Origin of the sequence: Actinoplanes sandaracinus, from assembly GCF_030009775.1 — a bacterium.
GTDB lineage: Bacteria > Actinomycetota > Actinomycetes > Mycobacteriales > Micromonosporaceae > Actinoplanes > Actinoplanes sandaracinus.
The window spans coordinates 17,145-35,830 of record NZ_JASCTH010000022.1 but is presented as its reverse complement, the minus strand read 5'-3'; the positions used below and the strand labels follow the sequence as shown (position 1 = coordinate 35,830).

Here is an 18,686-nt window from a genome sequence, read left to right as displayed (position 1 = left end):
CAGGGCAGCCGTCGGAACACCGGCCACCATGCCGATGACCAGTGCCAGCAACGCACCGGCCTGGGTAGTCCGGGCTCGTAGGTGCGTTCTCACGTCCACCGCCTTCCGGTCGCGCGGTCCCCGGTTTCTTCGATGTCCGGTGGATCCCACGACGTGCACACCGTCGGCAACTATGCCTTGTCATACGTCACTCGCGCGACCCAGGGCGGTGTGCCGTTCTCCTCAGCTCGGGTCGTATCGTCCCGACATGTCACCTGCGCACAATAATTCCCAACCGGTCGCCGCGGCGTTGGACGCGCTGGACCGGGGTGTCGAACCCGACCGCACGGTGCTCCGTGACGCGGTGCGAGCACTGCTGACCGAGTTGTCCCGGCAAGCGCCTGGCCGTTCGGTGGAGGTGCGGATTCCGCCTTTCGGCGCGATTCAGTGCGTCGCCGGCCCGCGGCACACCCGCGGCACACCCCCCAATGTGGTCGAAACGGATCCGGCGACCTGGCTGCTCGTGGCCACCGGCCGGGTGCAGTGGAACGACGCCGTTCACGACGGCCGGATCCGTGCCAGCGGTGTCCGTACCGATCTGTCCGAGTACCTGCCGCTCGTCGGCCGATGAGCCCGGGTGCCGTTCCCTCGGGCTCGCGTACACTGGGCGGTCGGACGGACCAGCGAGTTCGGGCAGATCGGACTCGGCCAGATTCGAGCGGATGCCGATGACGACCAGGGTCCGTGCAGTTCCGACATGAGGGAGCGAGCAGGTGCCCCGAGGCGACGGCCGATTGACCGACGATCTCGACCCCCAGGAGCGCGGCCCCCAGGATGCCTGCGGCGTCTTCGGCGTCTGGGCCCCCGAGGAAGAGGTCGCCAAACTCACGTACTTCGGGCTCTACGCACTCCAGCACCGAGGACAGGAAGCCGCCGGCATCGCGGTGAGCGACGGCTCGGGCGTGGTGGTCTACAAGGACATCGGCCTGGTCTCGCAGGTGTTCGACGAGCCGACGCTGGCCAGCCTCCGTGGCCATCTCGCGATCGGCCACGCACGTTATTCCACGACCGGCGGCTCCAACTGGGAAAACGCCCAGCCCACCATCCGGGCCACCCCGGCCGGCACGACGATCGCGCTGGCCCACAACGGCAACCTGGTGAACACCGCCGAGCTGGCCAAGGAGGTCGCCGACCGCGGCCTCGAGGTCGGCGACTCCACGTCTGACACCGCCCTGGTCACCACGCTGCTGGCCGGCCGTCCCGACCTCTCGGTCGAGGCCGCCGCGATGGAGCTGCTGCCGACCCTGCGCGGCGCCTTCAGCTTCGTCTTCATGGACGAGCACACCCTTTACGCCGCCCGTGACCCGCAGGGCGTCCGCCCACTGGTGCTGGGCCGGATGGAGCGGGGCTGGGTGGTCGCCAGCGAGACCGCCGCCCTGGACATCACCGGCGCGAGCTTCGTCCGCGAGGTCGAGCCGGGCGAGATCATCGCGATCGACGAGCACGGCCTGCGCTCCAGCCGGTTCGCCGCGCCGGAGCCCAAGGGCTGCCTCTTCGAGTACGTGTACCTCGCCCGCCCGGACACCACCATCGCCGGCCGGAACATCTACTCCGCGCGCGTCGAGGTGGGCCGCAAGCTGGCCAGGGAGCACCCGGTCGAAGCCGATCTGGTGATCGGTGTGCCGGAGTCCGGCATCCCGGCCGCGATCGGTTACGCCGAGGCCTCCGGCATCCCCTACAGCGCCGGTTTCATGAAGAACGCCTACGTCGGCCGGACCTTCATCCAGCCGTCGCAGACCATCCGGCAGCTCGGCATCCGGCTGAAACTGAACCCGTTGCGCGAGGTGGTCCGCGGCAAGCGGCTCGTCGTGGTCGACGACTCGATCGTCCGCGGCAACACCCAGCGCGCTCAGATCCGGATGCTGCGTGAGGCCGGCGCGCTCGAGGTGCACGTCCGCATCTCCTCGCCGCCGGTGAAGTGGCCGTGTTTCTACGGCATCGACTTCGCGACCCGGGCCGAGCTGATCGCCAACGGCCTGGAGCTCGACGGGATCCGCCGCTCGATCGGCGCCGACAGCCTGGGCTACGTGTCGCTCGACAACCTGGTGCAGGCGACCGAGCAGCCGAAATCCCGGCTCTGCATGGCCTGCTTCGACGGGGAGTACCCCATCGAGCTGCCGGCCGGCGACCTGATCGGCAAGCACGTTCTGGAGGGTGTCGGCCGCCGGGCCGCGATGCCGGGCGCCACTCCCGCGGCGGCCTCGGCCGCCGTCGCCGACCTAGAGTCCGACTATGAGGCCCGCGAGTTCGCGGGCGACGACCGTCCGGCATCGGAGCCGCTGGTCGCCAGCCCTGGCGGCGCGACCGCGCTGCACCACCCGTGACCTTCAGTTACACAGAACCGCTAAGGGGAGAACCGTGACGCACGTGTCCGAGCGCAGCAGTGCCGGATCCAACGGTGCCGAAGGAGGCGACCGTCAGCTTTGGACCGCCGGCGCCGGCCGCGGAGTGCGCAAGCGCTCGGCCACGTACGCGGACGCGGGTGTCTCGATCCACGCCGGTGACCGGGCTGTCGAGCTGCTCAAGTCGAAGGTGAAGAAGACCTCCCGGCCCGAGGTGATCGGTGACCTGGGCGGCTTCTCCGGCCTGTTCCGGCTGAACACGGCGAAATACAAGAGCCCGATCCTCGCCTCCTCCACCGACGGCGTGGGCACCAAGCTGGTGATCGCCCAGCAGCTCGACATCCACGACACGATCGGCATCGACCTGGTCGCCATGGTCGTCGACGACCTGGTCGCCTGTGGCGCCGAGCCGCTGTTCCTGCTCGACTACATCGCCTGTGGCGAGGTCGTGCCGGACAAGGTGGCCGAGATCGGCGCCGGTATCGCCGACGGTTGCCGCTATGCGGGTTGTGCCCTGCTGGGCGGCGAGACGGCCGAACACCCGGGCGTGCTGCGTCCCGACGAGTACGACGTCTCCGCCACCGGTGTCGGTGTGGTCGAGGAGAGCGAGATCCTCGGCAAGGAGCGGGTCGAGCTGGGTGACGCGGTCATCGCGATGCGCTCGTCCGGCCTGCACTCCAACGGCTATTCGCTGGTCCGGCACGTGCTGCTCGGCGCCGGCCGGATGCGGCTGGACACCGTGGTCGACGACTTCGGCACCCAGCGCACCCTGGGTGAGGAGCTGCTCACCCCCACCAAGATCTACGCCAAGGACTGCCTGGGCCTGATCGAGGAGACCGAGGTGCGGGCCTTCTCGCACGTCACCGGCGGTGGCATCCCCGGCAACCTGAACCGCGTCCTCCCGGGCACCATGGACGCCGTGGTGGACCGCTCCACCTGGCGCCCGCAGCCGATCTTCGACCTGATCCAGGCCAAGGGCCGGATCGAGGACTCGGAGATGGAGGCCACCTTCAACATGGGTGTCGGCATGTTCGCGATCGTCTCCGCCGACGACGCGGACCGGGCGATGGCCTACCTGACCGGCCGTGGCGTCGAGGCGTGGCAGGTCGGTGAGGTCCTGGAGGGCACCGGCGAGGTGCAGATGATGGGCTCCTACACCCGCGGCTGACCGGACGGTGCTTTTGGTAGGCAATCGGATTCTGGTTCGCAATAGTCCGACGTGAAATGATCCGCGTGTGTCGATGCCCGGCGCATGCGGATCTTTCGCATGAGTAATGGACTGCGAGGCCTAGCCTGACCTGAGTCACGAGTGCCGGACAGGAGTGTGCGGAAACATGACGTTTGCGTGGAGCGGGATGCGGGGCATCTCGGCAGAGCCCGGATACGTCGTCATGCAGCCCACTACCCTCTGCAACCTGGCATGCGACTACTGCTATCTCCCGTTCCGGCGGGAGAACCGGAAGATGCCGGTCGCGGTCGCTGAGGCCGTCGCTGCCGGGGTGGTGGACTTCGCCCGTACCGGAAGGTTCTCGGTGGTGTGGCACGGCGGTGAGCCGCTCGCCGCGGGCCGCGCCCACCTGGCCGCGCTCTTCGCGCCGTTCGGCGCGGGCGTCGAGCACCACGTGCAGACGAACGCGACGCTGATCGACGACGAGTGGTGTGACTTCTTCATCGAGCACGACGTCCGGGTTAGCGTCAGCGTGGACGGCCCACGGAAGCGCAACGGCGACCGGGTGGACCGGGCCGGCAAGCCCGCCTACGACCTGATCTCGCGGGGGATCGAGCGGCTCCGGGCGCGCGGCATCCCGTTCTCCACCCTCTGCGTCGTCGGCGACCCGGGCCCCGGCGTCGCCACCGAGCTGTACGAGTACTTCCTCGGCCTCGGCTGTGAGGTGCTCGGCATCAACGTGGAGGAACTGGAAGGCGTCAACACCCGGTTGAACAGCCACGACCCGGCCGCGGTGAGCGCCTTCTGGGCCGAGCTGGTCACCGCCTGGCGACGTGATCCGCGGATCCACCTGCGCGAGGTGGAGTGGTCGCTGCGGTACGCGGCGGCGGTCCTCGACGGCAACGCCGACGATCTTCTCCCGCGCCGGCTGGACCCGATCCCGACGATCGCTCAGGACGGATCGGTCGTGCTGCTCTCACCCGAGCTGGCCGGCTTCCACGATCCACGGTACGGCGACTTCAGCAGCGGCAACGTGCTGACCACCCCGCTGCCCGAGATTCTCGCCCGCGCGGCCGAGACGCCGTGGATCGGCGAGTTCCTGCGCGGTATAGAGGCGTGCCGCACCAGTTGCCCCTACTTCGGCTTCTGCGGTGGCGCGCATGCGGCCAACCGGTACTTCGAACACGGCAGGTTCGACGGCACCGAGACGAACCACTGCCGGAACAGCAAGATTCGCCTATTGGAAGGAGTGCTGGATCATGCCCGAGATCACGAAGCCACGGCTGTCTGACGGCGTGGAGACGGATCCGGTGACGGCGCGGGTGCACGACACCCGAGCCGGGCTGGCCATGCTCATCGCGGAGGCGGAGGCCGCCAGGGAACAGCGCGCCGAGGAGTCACCGAAGGATGGCGGCTCGGCGGTGTGCGCCTGGAACCACTTCGAGAACATTCCCACGTTCTACAACTGGAACAACCGTCCACGCTGAAGCGCGACGCGGTCGCAGGCCGGAACGACTCGGTGGGAAGCCCACGCGGAAGGAACCCGCGTGGGCTTCGTCAACCGTAGGAATCGTGACCGCGCGACACACGCGAGCACGCGGTCACGCCGCGTGCTCTGTGCAGAACGGGTCAGTGCCGCCTTGTAGGCGACCAGGTGTCCTGGTTGGTCCAGGTGTCCTGGTCATCATCATCATCAGCGTCGTCCTCGTCATCGTCGACGAACTCGTCGTTATCGTCGTCGAAGTGACGGTCGGACTTACCGGCACCCGCCAGTTCGCGCTGCAAGGCGGTGAGGTCGGTGTTCGGGGAGTGATACTTCAGCTCCCGGGCCACCTTCGTCTGCTTGGCCTTAGCACGGCCGCGCCCCATGGCTCGACCCCCTCGCACAGAATTCGGGGCAGCCCGAAGGCGGGCCCCGATGACGTCAGGCATCTCTCGTGGGTCTTACGGTACATGGACGATGGCTCGTTCGGCACCTCGGGTTGCGTGTGACACTGCCGCGCGTCGCGGTTGACCTTCTCCGGCGGCGCGCGGCAGGCTCTCCGAACGCCTTAACCGAGGTGAATCGAGCGGAGCCGGCCGACTTCGGCCATCCGCCGCTCGGCGAGCCGGTCGGCCGCGATCGCGGGCGGCACACCCTCGTCGCCGGCGAGTTTGAGGATGCGGCGGGTGGTCTCGAAGATCCCGGTGGCCCGCAGCTTGGCCCGGTCGAAGTTGAAGCCGTGGATCTCGTCCGCCACCTGGATGACACCGCCGGCGTTCACCACGTAGTCCGGGGTGTAGAGGATCCCGCGGTCCTCCAGAAGCTTGCTGATGCCGGGGTGCGCGAGCTGGTTGTTGGCGCCACCGGCCACCACCTTCGCCCGCAGCACCGGCACCGTGTCGTCGTTCAGCGCGCCACCGAGAGCGCACGGCGCGTAGACGTCGATGTCGGAGGTGATCAGGGTGTCGGTGTCGGCCACCAGCCGGATCTGTGGGTGGGTGGTGCGGGCCCAGGCCAGCGCCCCCTCGTTGACGTCGGTGGCGACCACGTCGGCGCCGTCGTCGATCAGATGCCCGGCCAGGTACTTGCCGACCTTGCCGAGGCCGGCGACACCGACGGTGCGGCCGCTCAGCGACGGTGTGCCCCAGGTGTGCTCGGCCGCGGCGCGCATGCCCTGGAAGACGCCCCAGGCGGTGAGCACCGAGGAGTCCCCGGCGCCGCCGTGTTCGACGCTGCGGCCGGTCGCGTACCGGGTCTCGCGGGCGACCACGTCCATGTCCTGCACGTAGGTGCCGACATCACAGGCGGTGTAGTAGCGGCCGCGCAGCGACTCGACGAACCGGCCGTACGCCCGGAGCAGGGCCTCGCTCTTGAGCTGGGCCGGGTCGCCCCAGATGACGGCCTTGCCGCCGCCCAGGTCCAGGCCGGCCATCGCGTTCTTGTAGGCCATGCCGCGGGACAGCTTCAGCACGTCGGCGAGGGCGGCCTCCTCGCTCTCGTACGGGTAGAACCGGGTGCCGCCGAGCGCGGGACCCAGGGCCGTCGAGTAGATGCCGATGATCGCCTTGAGGCCGGTGTCCCGGTCCTGGCAGAAGACGACCTGTTCGTGCCCGTCGGTGTCGAACACGTCCACGTTTGTTCTCCTGATCTCGTGCGGGCTCTTGTGAAGCCCATGATTCCGGCAGGGTGAGCCGGTGGGGTGAGGCTCCTCCGCGACGGTGAAGAGTTGGTGGAGATCAGGTCGCGAATGAGCCTCATGCGAGCGTAGTCGCGCGAATAGCGCGTTGATTACGTCCGCGCGGGAAGTTCCACCCGGCCGGATTCGTGAAAGGATCGCGCCGTGCCGTCACTGTTCGCGTCGTACCTACGGGTTTACGAGCCACTGACCGCCTTCGACCGCGAGCGGCAGATCTTCTGGCGTGAGTACGCGCGGGAGGGCCGGGACCTGGGCCTGGTCGAGGGTCCCGCGCGGCAGCGCACCGCCGTGCTCGAGGCGCTCGGGGCCGGCTGGACCCGCCTGCCTGACCTGCCTGACGAGGCCTACGTCCTGGAGTGGGACAACGCGGTGCTGGTCTGCCCCTGGAACCTGCGGCTGCGGGTCGCCGAGGCCGCCCTGAGCGCCCGCGACGGGGTGCCCGCGGTGCTCGCCGATGCCTTCGTCCCCCCGGTGCTGGCCGGCCAGGCGAAGGCCGTCGTGGAGGACTGGCGCAGCGGCGCGCGCGTGCTGGAGGAGGGCGTGCCCCGGGTGCACGAGCAGACCTCGACGTGGGGAGTCCCGCTGCGCTGGTTCGCGTTCGTGGACCTGGACGAGCGGGATATCTCGCTCTCCGGCCGCCGGCGGGTGCTGCGGTATCGCACGGAGATCTCGAAGGCCCGCCGCCGGGCGCACCGGGCGGTGTCCGTGCTGCGGAAATCGCTGGGCGACGCGCCGATCACCGAGGCGGTCGAGGAGGGCACCCGGTGGCTGGAGGAGTTCCACCCACGGTCGGTGGTCGAGCTCGATTACGGCGGTCTCGTCAACCTCCTGCCGGAGGACAGCCTCGCGGAGGACGATTCCCCCGGACTGGTGGCAGCCGGACTTTCCGCCCTTTCTCGCGGTGACGCAGAGTCAGCAAGTGAAGCGTACGAGAAGTTGGTGGCGCGGTGGCGTGCCGTCCAACTTCTCGAGCGATGCAATTGACCTGCGGAAATAGGACAGACAGGCACGATTCCCGGCCGGTGGAAGCGCTCCCGAAGTGAGTACTCTTCGTAATCGGTGCCAGGCGAAGCGTGATAATCGGACTAAACGAGACACTATCTGGCGTAGAAAACGCGCAAAAATCGGGCATGCTTCATCCGTCTATCTGGGGACGTTCGTCCGTTCGGCCCATGTCGGACATCGGGGACTAGCCGGACCATGAGAGACGCACCGGCCGGCGGGACCCCGGCCGGATGTTTTTTAGGCACCTGTGGAGGAGTGACCGATGGCATCGCGTACGCACGATCCTGAGCCGCTACTAACGCCGGCCGAGGTGGCGTCGATGTTCCGTGTCGACCCGAAGACCGTTACCCGGTGGGCCAAGGCGGGCAAGCTCAGCGCAATTCGCACGTTGGGCGGCCACCGTCGCTACCGGGAGTCGGAGGTCCGCGCCCTGCTGCAGGGGCAGATCCCCACGCAGCGACAGGGCGACTGACCCAGTCGACACCAGAACGTAGCAAGGGGCGAGCGCTGGGGAAGGCGATCGCCCCTTCTTCGTTTCCGGGCGCCGGCGCCCTCTTCTCTTCCCAGACCCTTCAAAGGGGTACGGGGGAGTCAGTCGACCAGGACGGCGACCGTTCCGTCGACACCCCGGCGCACCCGGCTGCCGAGCATGGTCAGGCGGCCGAGCACACCGTACTTCTTCTTGATGCCCTCGCCGACGCGAAGCCGGTCGGCGTGGTCACCGATCCGCGCGGTCGCCTCGATCGCAGCGCCGGTGGGGTTGCCCCGCATGTCGCAGGGGGCGACCGTGACCCGGCCGCTGTTGCGGATCCGCTTCAGCTTGCCGCTGCCCGCGACTGTCCAGAAGCCCAGGCCCGCGCCGTCCGGAACGACCCAGAGCGGGGTCGGAACCGCCCGGCCGTCCCGCCGGAATGTGGTGAGAAGGACGTATTTCTCCGAGCCGAGTTGCTCCAGTGCGGTCATGCCCCAAGAGTATTGACCATGACTCAACCGGCGATCGGTGACGCCTTCGGCGAGATGATCCGCGACGCGTACGCGGTGCACATCGGGGTCGGTCCGCGGCCTCTGGCCGGCGGGCGTTACCCGCGTCCCGTGATCGAGGTGATCGAGCGGGACGACGGCCTGATCAACGGTGCTCTCGCCGGTCACTACCTGAGTGAGCCGGCCGACTGGCGGCCCTTCGACCACCGGGCGATGAGCCTGTGCCGGGGCCGGGCCCTCGACATCGGCGTGGGCGCCGGCCGGACGGCGGTCGAGTTGCAGCGTCGGGGTGTCGCGGTGACCGGCCTGGACACCTCCGCCGGCGCGATCGAGGTGGCCCGCAAACGCGGACTGCGGGACACCGTGCTGAACACGGTCGACGAATTCTCCCGGGCGAGCGTCCGGTACGACACGTTCCTGCTGCTCGGCAACAATCTCGGGCTGATCGAGGGTCCGGAGCGGGCGCCGCTGTTCCTGGCCGCGCTGGCCCGGCTCGCCAATCCCGGGGCGCTGATCGTGGCGCAGGGCACCGACCCGTACGGGACCACCGATCCGGTGCAGGTGGCCTATCACGAGGGCAATCGGGCACGCGGGCGGCTGGGCGGGCAGTTGCGGTTGCGGCTGCGCTACCGGGAGATCGCCAGTGACTGGTTCGACTACCTGAACTGTTCGGTGGCGGAGCTGGAGTCCCTGGTCGCGGGGACGTCGTGGCGTCTGAAATCGATCGACGACCGCGACCACCCCTATTATCTTGCGGTCATGGAGTTCACTGGATGACAGTTCTCAGCCGGGATCAGGTCCGCCTCAGCAAGCGGTTGTCCCTGGTCCTGCGGCACCGGCCCGAGGTGGCCGGCCTGACCCTCGACGCGAACGGCTGGGTGCCGGTCGCCGAGTTGCTGGCCGCGCTCGACGTGACCCGCGCCGAGTTCGACCTCGTGGTCGAGCGCAACGACAAGTCACGGTTCGCGGTGCGGACCGGACCGGACGGCGTCGATCGTGTCAGGGCCGGCCATGGTCACTCCCGGCGGGTCGCCGTCGATCTCGATCTGCCGCCCGCGGTCCCGCCCGCCGAGCTCTTCCACGGCACGCCCCGGGCCAACCTGGAGGCGATCCTGCGGGAGGGGCTGCGCCCGCGGAGCCGTCGCCACGTACACCTTTCGGTTGACCTGCCGACGGCGGTGGCCGTCGGTCGCCGGCGCTCGCCCGACGTGGTGGTGTTCAGCGTCGCGGCGGGGTTGATGGCCGGCGAGGGACACGTCTTCCACCGCAGTGACAACGGGGTATGGCTCACCGCGGTCGTGCCGTCACAGCATCTTTCGGAAAAACGGACAAATACGTAATCTGCCAGGTTGATCCTCCATCCACATTGGCCGGTCACCGGTTCACCGGACAACGGCGGGTAACCGCCGTTAGCTTGGACGGATGGGGAGGGTCACTCGGCGTCAACTGACCGATCTTCCCGGCACCCTCGGACTGCCCCTCGTGATCGCGGTGGCGTCGATTCTGGCCTTTCTGGCCCTCGGCCTGCCCGCACTGGACCGGGCCGTCCCGGCCGAGCACGCCGTCGCGGCCGGCCGGCCGTACCGGGTGGGCGCCGGGGTCACCGTGGTGCCGCCGGCCGGCGCCACGCTCGACGTCACCGGCACCCGTCCCGGTGACGACCGCGGAACCGCGCTGTTCAGGCTCGGCGCGGTCAGGTACGCGATCGAGGTCGAACCGTTCGACGGCGATCTGACCGCGGCCGCTGTCCGGCTCCGGCAGCGCATCACCGGCACCTCCGGTCACCAGGTCACCGGCACCCAGCTCACGGTCTCCACGGCCGGCGGGCTCGCCGGGGTCCAGGGCGGATACACCGCCGGCGACCGGGACGGGCGCTATGCCGTGTTCGTCGCCCACGGGCTCACCATCGAGGTGATGGTCAGCGGCGACGACGCCGACCTCGGCCGGGCCCTGGCCGCCATCGAGGCCAGCACCAGCACGCTGCGGTACGACACCGGACCCGCCGAAGGCCGCCGATGAGCGAGGCGGTGCGTCCCGGCGCGACCAGGGCGGCCGTGCTCCTCCGCCAGCCCGCGTTCTGGATCGTGATCACTCTGCTGGCCGCCGGGGCCGTGCGGATCTCGCAGATCACCGCGCTCTTCCTGGAGACCTACCCGATCGCGACGATCACCGCGATCCTGCTGTTCGGGCTGCTCGCCGTGCCGTTCTGGCTCTTTCTGTCGGAGCTCGACTTCCTGGAGCGGGAACCGCCGAGTCTGCGGATCCTCGCCTTCGCCTGGGGCGGCCTGGTCGCGACCAGCGTGTCCATCCCGGGCAGCGCGGCCCTGGACAACCTGATCGCCAAACTCGGATCGCCCGACCTGGCCGCCGAGTGGGGCGCGGCCCTGGCCGGGCCCACGGTCGAGGAGATAGCCAAGACCCTCGGCGTGGTCGCGATCGTGCTGATCGCCCGTGCCCAGGTCAACAGCGTTCTCGACGGCATCGTCTACGGCGCGCTGGTGGGCCTGGGGTTCCAGATCGTCGAGGACGTGGTCTTCGCGATCGGGGCGGTGCAGCTCGCCGGGGAAGGCGACCAGGTACGGCCGGTGATCACCACGTTCCTGGTGCGCGGCTTCCTCGCCGGGGTGTGGAGCCACACCCTGTTCGGCGCCCTGGCCGGGGCGGGCATCGGCTATCTGGTGGTCCACCGGGATCGCACCCGGTCACACCGGATCGCGGTGGCCGTCCTCGCCGTCCTCGCCGCCTGGGCCTCGCACTCGCTGTGGAACTCACCGCTCTTCCGGGAGAGCCTCGGCGACGCGACCATGGCCCTGCTGGCAGTGCTGATCTTCAAGGGTCTGCCGCCGTTGCTGCTGGTCCTCTATCTGGTGCGCCGGGCACACGACCGGGAGGCGGCCTACTACGTGGGCGTTCTGGCCACGGTGCGGGATCCCGGGCTGATCACGGAGAACGAGTTGCGGATTCTCGGCTCGGGGTCGCGGCGGGGCGCGGCCCGCCGGCACGCCGCGGCGCACGCCGGTCGCCGGGCCCGGGCGGCGGTACGACGACTTCAGCGCGCCCAGGCCGGCCTGGCCGTCGAGCTGAGCCGTGCCTCCGCCGACGTCCCGGACGACTCGGTCGAGGCACGGGCGGCGGAGGTACGGGAGCATCGCGCCACCCTCGCCGCCCTGGGGCATCCGGAGGCGGTCGAGGGCACGCGATCCTGGCGGCACACCGCCTCCACCGTGGGGACCGCGGCTGTCGCCGTCGCGGTCGTCTGGGTGGCGCTGTCTGCCCTGGGTGGTGACTGAGCTCAGGCTGGCGGGGTGGGGGGAAGGCCGCCGTCGCCGTCGACGATCACGTCCGGGGTGCCGTCCTCGTCCAGATCGACCATGGTCACGTCGACCTTGCCGTCCCCGTCGGTGTCGAACTGGAAGAGGTCGGGCTTGCCGTCGCCGTCGGTGTCCGAGACCCAGACGTCGGTCTTGCCGTCGCCGTTCGCGTCCTTGGTGAGCAGGTCGACTCGATCGTCGCCGCGGGTCTCGATGATCTCCTGCGGGTCGGTCATGGTGCTCCTCTCGCCGGCCGACGGGTCCGGCCGGTCCTGCCCGGTCAGTACCCAGCGGTTCAATCGAACAGTCCCCGATCCTGTGATGGTTGTCGCTGGTCCGGGCTCACGACAGGGGTAACGTACGCCGACGTGGACATCGCGGAGGACGGCAAACAACACCTGTTCACCAGCGGCGGCGGTGGTGCGCTCGCCGAGCGCATGGGCATCGAGATCACCGAGGCCACCGCGGAACGGGTCGTAGGAATCATGCCGGTCGAGGGCAACACCCAGCCGTACGGCCTGTTGCACGGCGGCGCCTCCTGCGTGCTCGCCGAGACCCTCGGCTCGGTCGGTGCGGTGCTGCACGGGCAGACCGTGGACCGCCCGTTCGCGGTCGGCGTCGACATCAATGCGACCCACCACCGGGCGGCGCGGTCCGGTCTGGTCACCGGCGTCGCCACCCCCGTGCACCGCGGCCGGGCAGTGGCGACCTACGAGGTGGTCCTCACCGACGAGTCCGGCGAGCGGGTGTGCACCGCACGCATCACCTGCCTCCTACGGGGTGCATGAAATCCCTCGTCGGGATGCGTTCCTTGACCGCCCGACGTACCTTTTCTTGCGTGACCGACGTACCACAGCACGCATTCGACGACGCCGCGCAGGTTCTGCAGTGTGCGCTCAGCGGCGACACCGCGGCTGTGGCCGACACCTTCGACGCGGTCGTCGACCGTGAGGGTGTCGTCGGCGCCTGGGACATCGCCTGGTGCCTCGCGGCGACCATGGTCGGGCAGGTGCCGGGGGGTGGCGCTTGGACCCTCGAATTCCCCGGGATCGACGAGGCCAGATATGACAAGCGCTGGGTGGCCCGGTTCGTCAGCGCTTACGTCAACGGCGACTTCCCGACCGGTGAGGCGCTCTTCGGGGCGGCGATCGCCGACGGGACCCTACCCGACTGCCTGATCGCCCTCGCCGGGTCCACGGTGGCGACACTGCGGCACCGGGCGGCGTGAGCGGGCTTTTCGCGTACACCTGTTGTCTGATGCTCTGATGTCCGACGCCGTGATGTCTGATGCCCTGCTCGCCCGCGTCCGCAAGCTGCTCGCGATGGCCGAGGACCCGGCCTGCACGCCCGGCGAAGCCGAGGCGTTCACCGCGAAGGCCGCCGAGCTGATCGCCAAGTACGGCGTCGACCAGGCGATGCTCGCCGTCGCCGACCCGGCGGCGGACCCGGTCGGCGACCGGGTCGTGACCGTCGAGCCGCCCTACGCGCGAGACAAGTCGGGGCTGCTCGCGGCCGTGGCCGCGCCGATGCGCTGCCGCGTCGTCCTCCTGGAGCGCCGCGGCCAGACCCGCAGCCACCTGTTCGGCCACCGAGCCGACCTGGAGCGGGTCGAGTTGCTCTTCACCTCGCTGCTGGTGCAGGCCGCACACGGGATCGCCGCGAGCCCGGTGCCGCCGGGTGAGCATGTGGCCGCATACCGCCGGTCGTGGATGGCCGGTTACACGCAGGCGATCAGCGTGCGGCTCTGGGCCGCGGAGCGCTCGGCGGCCGCGGAGACGCCCGGGGCCGAACTCGTGCTCGTCGACCGGACCGGTCTGGTGGAGCGCAGGCGCGACCAGACCTACCCGCGGCTGGCCCGGATGCGGCCGCGGCGGCTGCAGGGCAGTGGAATGGTCCGCGGTTACCAGGCCGGCGAGACCGCCCACCTCGGCGGCGGTGAGGTCACCCGGTCCTGAGGCCGGCTCGGCTCACTTGTTCTTGAGATAGAGGGCCTTCGCGTACTGGGCGGCGGCCGCGTTGTTGTACATCGACGCCTGCGACATGAAGAAATTGTTTTCCGAGATCGCCCGGGTCGCCTGCGACGTGCCCGCCCATCTGATGTCCGCCTCCGCTTCGGACAGCCCGCGCGCGCGGAACTGGCGGCGCATCGCGATCCGTCCCGCGCGGAACACCTCGGCCGACTCCTCCGCGTACTTCATGCAGGAGAGGGCCTTCTCGCTCAGCGCCTCGGCCAGGTTGTAGGCCGACTGCTCCGCATCGTTAGAGAAGCCGTTCACGGCGACGCCTCCTTGCGTCCGAGGTTGACCGATCCCGACAACACTCTGTAGCACCGAGCGACGGTCTACAAGGCCCTCAGTGACGGGTGTGGACTACGGCATCACCGTCCGCTGATATAGCTTGCGGATCATGAGCGATCCACAACCGACCGACGATCTGCTGGAACCCGAGTCGCGGCCGACCTCCGGCCCGAGCTGGCTCCATCTGCTGGCGGCGGCCGCGGGCGCGCTCGTCTTCGGCACGGTCGCGTCCACCGGGGTGATGCTGTTCGCCGGGTACCGGTACACCCCGGAGCGTGAGTTCAGCGTGTCGGTGCACCTGTACCCGGACGCCGATGTGCGGCAACGCGCGGCGGTGGAGACGGCGATGCGCCGGCTGCCGGCCGAGGACGGGGTGCGCCTGGAGAGCCGCCAGCAGGCGTACGAGAAGCTTCGTGCTCGCTCGACCGACCCCGTGCAGTGGGAGGGTGTCGACGCGGAGTCGATGCCGGAGTCGCTCCACCTGACCACTGTGGGCCGTGACTTCGACTGCGCCCCCATTCCCGGGATCCGCAAGCTCGACGGCGTCGACCGGGTCCGTGTCGTGATGCGACCCGAGGCCGGACGGCCGGGCGCGGAGTGGGGCTGCTGACCAGCCAAAACGTGAAAGTGACTCAGATCACTGTTACGGGGGCGGATCGTCGAAACGGTCGCGTTCTATGATGACGTCCTTCACTTGGCCGGTCTCGCGCCTGGCTCTCATTTGGCCGGTCTCGTGCCTGGCTCTACACGGGGGAACTTCATGTTCTTGATCAACCGCAAGACTCTCGCTCTGATCGGCGCCACCGCCGCGGCGATCGGCTCCACCGCCTTCTTCGCCGCTCCGGCTCAGGCCGCCGGCGCCGGCCTGGCCAAGGTCGTCGGCAGCAAGACCGTCTCGTTCCAGGCCCTGATGGGCAAGGCGAACGGGGTCACCGTCACCATCTCCGGCAAGACCGTGACGCTGACCGACAAGGTGGCGATCAAGGCCGGCAAGGGCTGCAAGTCGGTCTCCGCGAAGAAGGTCCGCTGCAAGACCTCCGCGAAGACCAAGACGCTCCGGATCGCGCTGGGTGACAAGAACGACTGGGTCCGCAACAAGACCAACGTCCACATGGTCGCCGACGGCGGCAGTGGCAACGACACCCTCACCGGTGGCGGAGCCTGGGAGTACCTGTACGGCGGCACCGGCAAGGACAAGATCTACGGCAACGGCGGCAACGACGAGATCGTCGGCGGCAGCGCCATCGACCTGCTGCGCGGCGGCGCCGGCAATGACAAGATCTTCGGCGACAGCGGCAACGACAAGATCTACGGCGACGCCGGCCAGGACAAGCTCTACGGCGACAGCGGTGCCGACCTCATCTACGGCGGCAACGACGTCGACGTGGTTCGCGCCGGCTCCGGCAACGACTGGATCTACGGCGGCGCCGGTCAGTACACCGAGGGTGAGCTGATCTACGGCGACACCATCTACGGCGAGGACGGCAACGACACCATCCGCGGCGAGGCGGACACCGACATCGTCGAGGGTGGCGCGGGTGCCGACCGGATCTGGGGCGAGGACGGCGACGACCTTCTCGCCGGTGACTCCTACATCTACGACGGGGTCGACTACCTGCCGTACGGCGGCGACTCGGCGACCGACGCGGTCAACGGTGGCGCCAACGGCCACCTCGGTGACGTGTGCGTGGTGACCGGTTCTTCCTCGGTCTCCGAGTGCGAGGGTCCGCAGCAGTCGTCGCTCTCCAAGTCCGCTAAGAAGGCGGCTCGCCCGGAGAACATCCGTCGCGCGGGCTGATCCACACAGCTTCACGTCAACGGCTCGGCAGTCCGGCACCTCGTGCGGGACAGCCGGGCCGTTGCCCGTTTCTGATCCTCGACCCACTCCAGGCGAATCACGGGGACCCATGCCAAGCGGCTGGCCCGCCCAGCAGCCGCCACCGCTTTCCTTGACCTGAACCGCGGTTGATGTACGACAGTCGTGTCATCGAACGGCGACGAGGAGCTTCCGATGACACAGCCCAAGATCCTGGTGACCGGCGCGACCGGAAACGTCGGCGGCGCGGTGGTGACCCGGCTGCACGCCGCGGGCGTGCCGGTGCGGGCGCTGGTGAGAACGCATGCGGAATTCCCGGACGGTGTCCAGGCGGTGCGCGGCGACCTCGGTGATCCCGCGTCGCTGGACGCGGCTCTGGAGGGCGTCGACGCGGTCTTCCTGGTGTGGCCGTTCCTGAGCGCCGACGGCGCGCCGGACGTGATCGACGCGATCGGCAAGCGTGCCCGGCGGGTGGTCTACCTGTCATCCGCCGGGGTCGGGAACGAGAAGGAGAAGCCGGGCGAGGCGATCACCATGTTCCACACGGAGCTGGAGCAGCTGATCGAGGCGTCGGGTCTGGAGTGGACGGCGGTGCGGCCCACCGGGTTCGCGAGCAACACGCTGGGCTGGGCCGAGGAGGTCCGCACCACCGGGGTGGTCCGGGCGCCGCTCGCGAGACTGGCCCGCCCGCTGATCCACGAGGCGGACATGGCCGCGGTCGCCGTTCAGGCGCTGACGACCGACGTCCTGGTCGGCGCCCGCCCCCTGATCACCGGCCCCGAACTGATCACCCAGGAACGGCAGGCGGCGCTGATCGGCGAGGCGATCGGGCGGCCGGTGCGATTCGAGGAGATCGCCCTGGACGAGGCCGTCGAGCGGATGAAGGTCGCGGGTTACCCGGCTGAGCTCGTGGAGGCGGTGTTGCCGGCTCAGGCGTCGATGCTGGGCAATCCGGAGCCGGTCAACGACGAGGTGGAGCGCATCACGGGCACCCCGGCCCGATCATTCCGGGAGTGGGCGGTGGACCACGCCGCAGACTTCCGCTGAACAGACGTCCACGATGGTGCGGGCCGACGGCGCCGACGAATCGATGGCAAGGCCGCTGCGGGCCCCACGGCCCATCCTCTCCGGTCAACCGTTGGCTGAGGGCGACACCCGCGGCGATGACAAGGCGAAATCAGGTCTGTCGACTGCTGCCGCGGCACCACCCTTGCCGAGAGGTACGGCCAACAGCGGCACACGCATCGGTTGCGATCCGCTGTGTTGCCAACGCACTAACTCCACTTCCTGGACGTGCGTACTGCCCAGGTCGATGTCACGGCGGGCGGCGACCCAAGCCACGAGTGCCGAGGGGTCGGGCAGGGGACCCGTGAAGTGGATGAGGGTGGCGTACCAGATGTCCCGGGTGAAGTCGGCCTCGAACCCGCCATCGCGTCCGAGTTCATCGGCGAGCACCGCAGCGAAGCTGTCTGCGGCGTCGTCGGCGGGGTATGCGCAGGCCATCACGCCCGAAGGGGTCAACGTCAGGCCGGCGAATCCGAGTCGGACGCTGCGCCCGCTCGCAGCCGCACGTCGCAGGGCGGCGCCGTAGCGGCCGACCGCCACATCTTCGTCTGGCACCGCCAAGCGATGGGCCTCCAAGGCTCGCACGGTCATGTGCAGTGTCGTTCGCGCGCCGGTCGGCCAATGAATACCGCCCGCTACGTCCAGCGCCTCCGCGGTCAGAGCGTCCAGTCTGTCCGCCAGCTCCCCGCCGGGCCGAAAGATCACCGAGATGCCCCACCGGCCACCGTCTACCGGAGGCGTGTCCCGGTAGTGCTGACCGGACAGCACGGCATCGCGGCCGCGGTCGAAGAGCCGATCGAACTTGTCCCTACGCATGGCTGTCGAACTTACAAGGGCAGCGCCAAGATCAAGCCGTCCCGCGCAGGGGGCCGCTACCGCAGTCTGCGACGCAGCCGCCGACGTGCTCGACTGCCAGGACCAGGACGACGCACGGAGCCTGCTCGGCCTCACCTACCAGTTGGCGGCCACTCGGCTCACCAAGCTCGGCGAGACGGATCTCGCGTGGATCGCGGCCGACCGCGGGCTGTCTGCCGTGCGGCCCGTTGGAGATCCAGCGATCACGGGGTCACTGTTCCGGTCCGTCAGCCATGCGCTCCTGTCGACCGGGCGTTACCAGGAGGCGGTGCGGTTGACCACGGACGCTGCCGACTTCTTGGATCAGTACCTCACCGATGCCGGGCCGGAGCTGCTGTCCGTCTACGGGACTTTGCTGCTCGGCGGCTCGGTTGCCGCCGCCAGGGCGAACGATGCCAGCACCGCCCGCACCTTGCTCACGGCCGCCGACGAGGCAGCGACCAGGCTCGGCAAGGACGCCAACCACCTGTGGACCGCTTTCGGGCCGAGGAACGTCGCCATTCACCGAGTCGCCACGGCCGGCGAACTCGGGAACATCCAAGTGGCGATCGAACTCGGGCCACGCGTCGCGGGCGTACAGCTCGTGAAACCGTCAGGACGAGGCGCTTCGGTGTGACGACATCCGGCA

24 protein-coding genes are annotated in these 18,686 nt (G+C 69.3%); 18 read left to right on the top strand and 6 right to left on the bottom strand.

What is annotated here, in order from left to right; translation table 11 throughout:
* Nucleotides 1-247 precede the first annotated feature (247 nt).
* The 5 genes from QLQ12_RS29940 to amcA all read left to right on the top strand — a co-directional run bounded on the left by QLQ12_RS29940 (nucleotide 248) and on the right by amcA (nucleotide 5,036).
* Nucleotides 248-610: a sterol carrier family protein gene (locus QLQ12_RS29940; RefSeq protein WP_282763927.1), complete on the top strand. Its 363-nt coding sequence runs from the start codon at nucleotides 248-250 to the stop codon at nucleotides 608-610.
* Between the two features lie 142 nt (nucleotides 611-752).
* Nucleotides 753-2,363 (top strand): amidophosphoribosyltransferase, encoded by a 1,611-nt coding sequence (gene purF / locus QLQ12_RS29935; protein ID WP_282763926.1) that lies wholly within the window; start codon nucleotides 753-755, stop codon nucleotides 2,361-2,363.
* A 34-nt stretch (nucleotides 2,364-2,397) separates the two neighbouring features.
* Nucleotides 2,398-3,549: a phosphoribosylformylglycinamidine cyclo-ligase gene (gene purM, locus QLQ12_RS29930; RefSeq protein ID WP_282763925.1), complete on the top strand. Its 1,152-nt coding sequence runs from the start codon at nucleotides 2,398-2,400 to the stop codon at nucleotides 3,547-3,549.
* 187 nt (nucleotides 3,550-3,736) lie between these two features.
* The gene (amcB, locus tag QLQ12_RS29925) at nucleotides 3,737-4,840 is read left to right on the top strand and encodes a cyclophane-forming radical SAM peptide maturase AmcB (RefSeq protein WP_282763979.1); all 1,104 of its coding nucleotides are present in this window, start codon (nucleotides 3,737-3,739) and stop codon (nucleotides 4,838-4,840) included.
* On the top strand, nucleotides 4,809-5,036 hold the full coding sequence (amcA, locus tag QLQ12_RS29920; RefSeq protein ID WP_282763924.1) for a multiple cyclophane-containing RiPP AmcA: 228 nt from the start codon (nucleotides 4,809-4,811) through the stop codon (nucleotides 5,034-5,036). The genes amcB and amcA overlap by 32 nt, the downstream gene beginning before the upstream one ends.
* Nucleotides 5,037-5,178: 142 nt before the next feature.
* Here amcA and QLQ12_RS29915 read toward each other — a convergent pair whose 3' ends face one another.
* A complete protein-coding gene (locus QLQ12_RS29915; RefSeq protein WP_282763923.1) occupies nucleotides 5,179-5,418 on the bottom strand; it encodes a DUF3073 domain-containing protein in 240 nt (79 codons plus the stop codon).
* 182 nt (nucleotides 5,419-5,600) lie between these two features.
* Complete coding sequence (locus QLQ12_RS29910) at nucleotides 5,601-6,665, bottom strand: Glu/Leu/Phe/Val family dehydrogenase (RefSeq protein WP_282763922.1); 1,065 nt, start codon at nucleotides 6,663-6,665, stop codon at nucleotides 5,601-5,603.
* A 207-nt stretch (nucleotides 6,666-6,872) separates the two neighbouring features.
* Between QLQ12_RS29910 and QLQ12_RS29905 the strand changes: the two genes are divergently transcribed.
* Both QLQ12_RS29905 and QLQ12_RS29900 read left to right on the top strand, forming a co-directional pair.
* Complete coding sequence (locus tag QLQ12_RS29905; protein ID WP_282763921.1) at nucleotides 6,873-7,712, top strand: hypothetical protein; 840 nt, start codon at nucleotides 6,873-6,875, stop codon at nucleotides 7,710-7,712.
* 283 nt (nucleotides 7,713-7,995) lie between these two features.
* Nucleotides 7,996-8,205 (top strand): BldC family transcriptional regulator, encoded by a 210-nt coding sequence (locus QLQ12_RS29900; RefSeq protein ID WP_014687221.1) that lies wholly within the window; start codon nucleotides 7,996-7,998, stop codon nucleotides 8,203-8,205.
* 119 nt (nucleotides 8,206-8,324) lie between these two features.
* Here the strand turns inward: QLQ12_RS29900 and QLQ12_RS29895 are convergent, their stop codons facing one another.
* Nucleotides 8,325-8,696: a PPOX class F420-dependent oxidoreductase gene (locus QLQ12_RS29895; RefSeq protein WP_282763920.1), complete on the bottom strand. Its 372-nt coding sequence runs from the start codon at nucleotides 8,694-8,696 to the stop codon at nucleotides 8,325-8,327.
* A gap of 18 nt (nucleotides 8,697-8,714) precedes the next feature.
* Here QLQ12_RS29895 and QLQ12_RS29890 point away from each other — a divergent pair, with 18 nt between their 5' ends.
* From QLQ12_RS29890 to QLQ12_RS29875, 4 genes are all read left to right on the top strand, one after another.
* Nucleotides 8,715-9,491 (top strand): class I SAM-dependent methyltransferase, encoded by a 777-nt coding sequence (locus QLQ12_RS29890; RefSeq protein ID WP_282763919.1) that lies wholly within the window; start codon nucleotides 8,715-8,717, stop codon nucleotides 9,489-9,491.
* Complete coding sequence (locus QLQ12_RS29885; RefSeq protein WP_282763918.1) at nucleotides 9,488-10,054, top strand: RNA 2'-phosphotransferase; 567 nt, start codon at nucleotides 9,488-9,490, stop codon at nucleotides 10,052-10,054. The genes QLQ12_RS29890 and QLQ12_RS29885 overlap by 4 nt, the downstream gene beginning before the upstream one ends.
* Before the next feature lie 82 nt (nucleotides 10,055-10,136).
* Nucleotides 10,137-10,733 (top strand): hypothetical protein, encoded by a 597-nt coding sequence (locus tag QLQ12_RS29880; protein ID WP_282763917.1) that lies wholly within the window; start codon nucleotides 10,137-10,139, stop codon nucleotides 10,731-10,733.
* The gene (locus QLQ12_RS29875) at nucleotides 10,730-12,004 is read left to right on the top strand and encodes a PrsW family intramembrane metalloprotease (RefSeq protein WP_282763916.1); all 1,275 of its coding nucleotides are present in this window, start codon (nucleotides 10,730-10,732) and stop codon (nucleotides 12,002-12,004) included. The genes QLQ12_RS29880 and QLQ12_RS29875 overlap by 4 nt, the downstream gene beginning before the upstream one ends.
* A gap of 2 nt (nucleotides 12,005-12,006) precedes the next feature.
* On the opposite strand, the gene QLQ12_RS29870 is transcribed toward QLQ12_RS29875, so the two are convergent.
* Nucleotides 12,007-12,261, bottom strand: a complete 255-nt coding sequence (locus QLQ12_RS29870) for a hypothetical protein (RefSeq protein ID WP_282763978.1) — start codon at nucleotides 12,259-12,261, stop codon at nucleotides 12,007-12,009.
* 201 nt (nucleotides 12,262-12,462) lie between these two features.
* Here QLQ12_RS29870 and QLQ12_RS29865 point away from each other — a divergent pair, with 201 nt between their 5' ends.
* From QLQ12_RS29865 to QLQ12_RS29855, 3 genes are read left to right on the top strand one after another with little or no spacing between them, the layout of a single operon-like run.
* Complete coding sequence (locus QLQ12_RS29865) at nucleotides 12,463-12,813, top strand: hotdog fold thioesterase (protein WP_328518322.1); 351 nt, start codon at nucleotides 12,463-12,465, stop codon at nucleotides 12,811-12,813.
* 50 nt (nucleotides 12,814-12,863) lie between these two features.
* A complete protein-coding gene (locus QLQ12_RS29860) occupies nucleotides 12,864-13,253 on the top strand; it encodes a hypothetical protein (RefSeq protein ID WP_282763914.1) in 390 nt (129 codons plus the stop codon).
* 37 nt (nucleotides 13,254-13,290) lie between these two features.
* Nucleotides 13,291-13,980 carry a DUF2786 domain-containing protein gene (locus QLQ12_RS29855; RefSeq protein ID WP_328518321.1) on the top strand — a complete coding sequence of 230 codons (690 nt, stop codon included), beginning with the start codon at nucleotides 13,291-13,293 and terminating at the stop codon, nucleotides 13,978-13,980.
* A 12-nt stretch (nucleotides 13,981-13,992) separates the two neighbouring features.
* Here QLQ12_RS29855 and QLQ12_RS29850 read toward each other — a convergent pair whose 3' ends face one another.
* The gene (locus tag QLQ12_RS29850; RefSeq protein WP_282763913.1) at nucleotides 13,993-14,301 is read right to left on the bottom strand and encodes a hypothetical protein; all 309 of its coding nucleotides are present in this window, start codon (nucleotides 14,299-14,301) and stop codon (nucleotides 13,993-13,995) included.
* Between the two features lie 130 nt (nucleotides 14,302-14,431).
* Between QLQ12_RS29850 and QLQ12_RS29845 the strand changes: the two genes are divergently transcribed.
* The 3 genes from QLQ12_RS29845 to QLQ12_RS29835 all read left to right on the top strand — a co-directional run bounded on the left by QLQ12_RS29845 (nucleotide 14,432) and on the right by QLQ12_RS29835 (nucleotide 17,185).
* Nucleotides 14,432-14,932 carry a permease-like cell division protein FtsX gene (locus tag QLQ12_RS29845; RefSeq protein ID WP_282763912.1) on the top strand — a complete coding sequence of 167 codons (501 nt, stop codon included), beginning with the start codon at nucleotides 14,432-14,434 and terminating at the stop codon, nucleotides 14,930-14,932.
* Nucleotides 14,933-15,082: 150 nt separating this feature from the next.
* Nucleotides 15,083-16,120 carry a calcium-binding protein gene (locus tag QLQ12_RS29840; protein WP_282763911.1) on the top strand — a complete coding sequence of 346 codons (1,038 nt, stop codon included), beginning with the start codon at nucleotides 15,083-15,085 and terminating at the stop codon, nucleotides 16,118-16,120.
* Between the two features lie 213 nt (nucleotides 16,121-16,333).
* A complete protein-coding gene (locus QLQ12_RS29835) occupies nucleotides 16,334-17,185 on the top strand; it encodes an NAD(P)H-binding protein (protein ID WP_282763910.1) in 852 nt (283 codons plus the stop codon).
* A gap of 84 nt (nucleotides 17,186-17,269) precedes the next feature.
* Here QLQ12_RS29835 and QLQ12_RS29830 read toward each other — a convergent pair whose 3' ends face one another.
* Nucleotides 17,270-18,019: a hypothetical protein gene (locus QLQ12_RS29830; RefSeq protein WP_282763909.1), complete on the bottom strand. Its 750-nt coding sequence runs from the start codon at nucleotides 18,017-18,019 to the stop codon at nucleotides 17,270-17,272.
* A gap of 85 nt (nucleotides 18,020-18,104) precedes the next feature.
* Between QLQ12_RS29830 and QLQ12_RS29825 the strand changes: the two genes are divergently transcribed.
* Nucleotides 18,105-18,674, top strand: a complete 570-nt coding sequence (locus QLQ12_RS29825) for a hypothetical protein (protein WP_282763908.1) — start codon at nucleotides 18,105-18,107, stop codon at nucleotides 18,672-18,674.
* Nucleotides 18,675-18,686 lie beyond the last annotated feature (12 nt).

Excerpts from the sequence above, each read along its gene's own strand:
- QLQ12_RS29870 (WP_282763978.1), bottom strand. The coding sequence starts at position 12,261 with ATGACCGACCCGCAGGAGATCATCGAGACCCGCGGCGACGATCGAGTC.
- QLQ12_RS29890 (WP_282763919.1), top strand. The coding sequence starts at position 8,715 with ATGACTCAACCGGCGATCGGTGACGCCTTCGGCGAGATGATCCGCGAC.
- QLQ12_RS29880 (WP_282763917.1), top strand. The coding sequence starts at position 10,137 with ATGGGGAGGGTCACTCGGCGTCAACTGACCGATCTTCCCGGCACCCTC.
- QLQ12_RS29940 (WP_282763927.1), top strand. The coding sequence starts at position 248 with ATGTCACCTGCGCACAATAATTCCCAACCGGTCGCCGCGGCGTTGGAC.
- QLQ12_RS29865 (WP_328518322.1), top strand. The coding sequence starts at position 12,463 with ATGGGCATCGAGATCACCGAGGCCACCGCGGAACGGGTCGTAGGAATC.
- amcB (WP_282763979.1), top strand. The coding sequence starts at position 3,737 with ATGCGGGGCATCTCGGCAGAGCCCGGATACGTCGTCATGCAGCCCACT.
- QLQ12_RS29855 (WP_328518321.1), top strand. The coding sequence starts at position 13,291 with ATGTCCGACGCCGTGATGTCTGATGCCCTGCTCGCCCGCGTCCGCAAG.
- QLQ12_RS29895 (WP_282763920.1), bottom strand. The coding sequence starts at position 8,696 with ATGACCGCACTGGAGCAACTCGGCTCGGAGAAATACGTCCTTCTCACC.
- QLQ12_RS29835 (WP_282763910.1), top strand. The coding sequence starts at position 16,334 with ATGACACAGCCCAAGATCCTGGTGACCGGCGCGACCGGAAACGTCGGC.
- QLQ12_RS29845 (WP_282763912.1), top strand. The coding sequence starts at position 14,432 with ATGAGCGATCCACAACCGACCGACGATCTGCTGGAACCCGAGTCGCGG.
- QLQ12_RS29830 (WP_282763909.1), bottom strand. The coding sequence starts at position 18,019 with ATGCGTAGGGACAAGTTCGATCGGCTCTTCGACCGCGGCCGCGATGCC.
- QLQ12_RS29900 (WP_014687221.1), top strand. The coding sequence starts at position 7,996 with ATGGCATCGCGTACGCACGATCCTGAGCCGCTACTAACGCCGGCCGAG.
- QLQ12_RS29875 (WP_282763916.1), top strand. The coding sequence starts at position 10,730 with ATGAGCGAGGCGGTGCGTCCCGGCGCGACCAGGGCGGCCGTGCTCCTC.
- QLQ12_RS29885 (WP_282763918.1), top strand. The coding sequence starts at position 9,488 with ATGACAGTTCTCAGCCGGGATCAGGTCCGCCTCAGCAAGCGGTTGTCC.
- QLQ12_RS29840 (WP_282763911.1), top strand. The coding sequence starts at position 15,083 with ATGTTCTTGATCAACCGCAAGACTCTCGCTCTGATCGGCGCCACCGCC.
- QLQ12_RS29915 (WP_282763923.1), bottom strand. The coding sequence starts at position 5,418 with ATGGGGCGCGGCCGTGCTAAGGCCAAGCAGACGAAGGTGGCCCGGGAG.
- amcA (WP_282763924.1), top strand. The coding sequence starts at position 4,809 with ATGCCCGAGATCACGAAGCCACGGCTGTCTGACGGCGTGGAGACGGAT.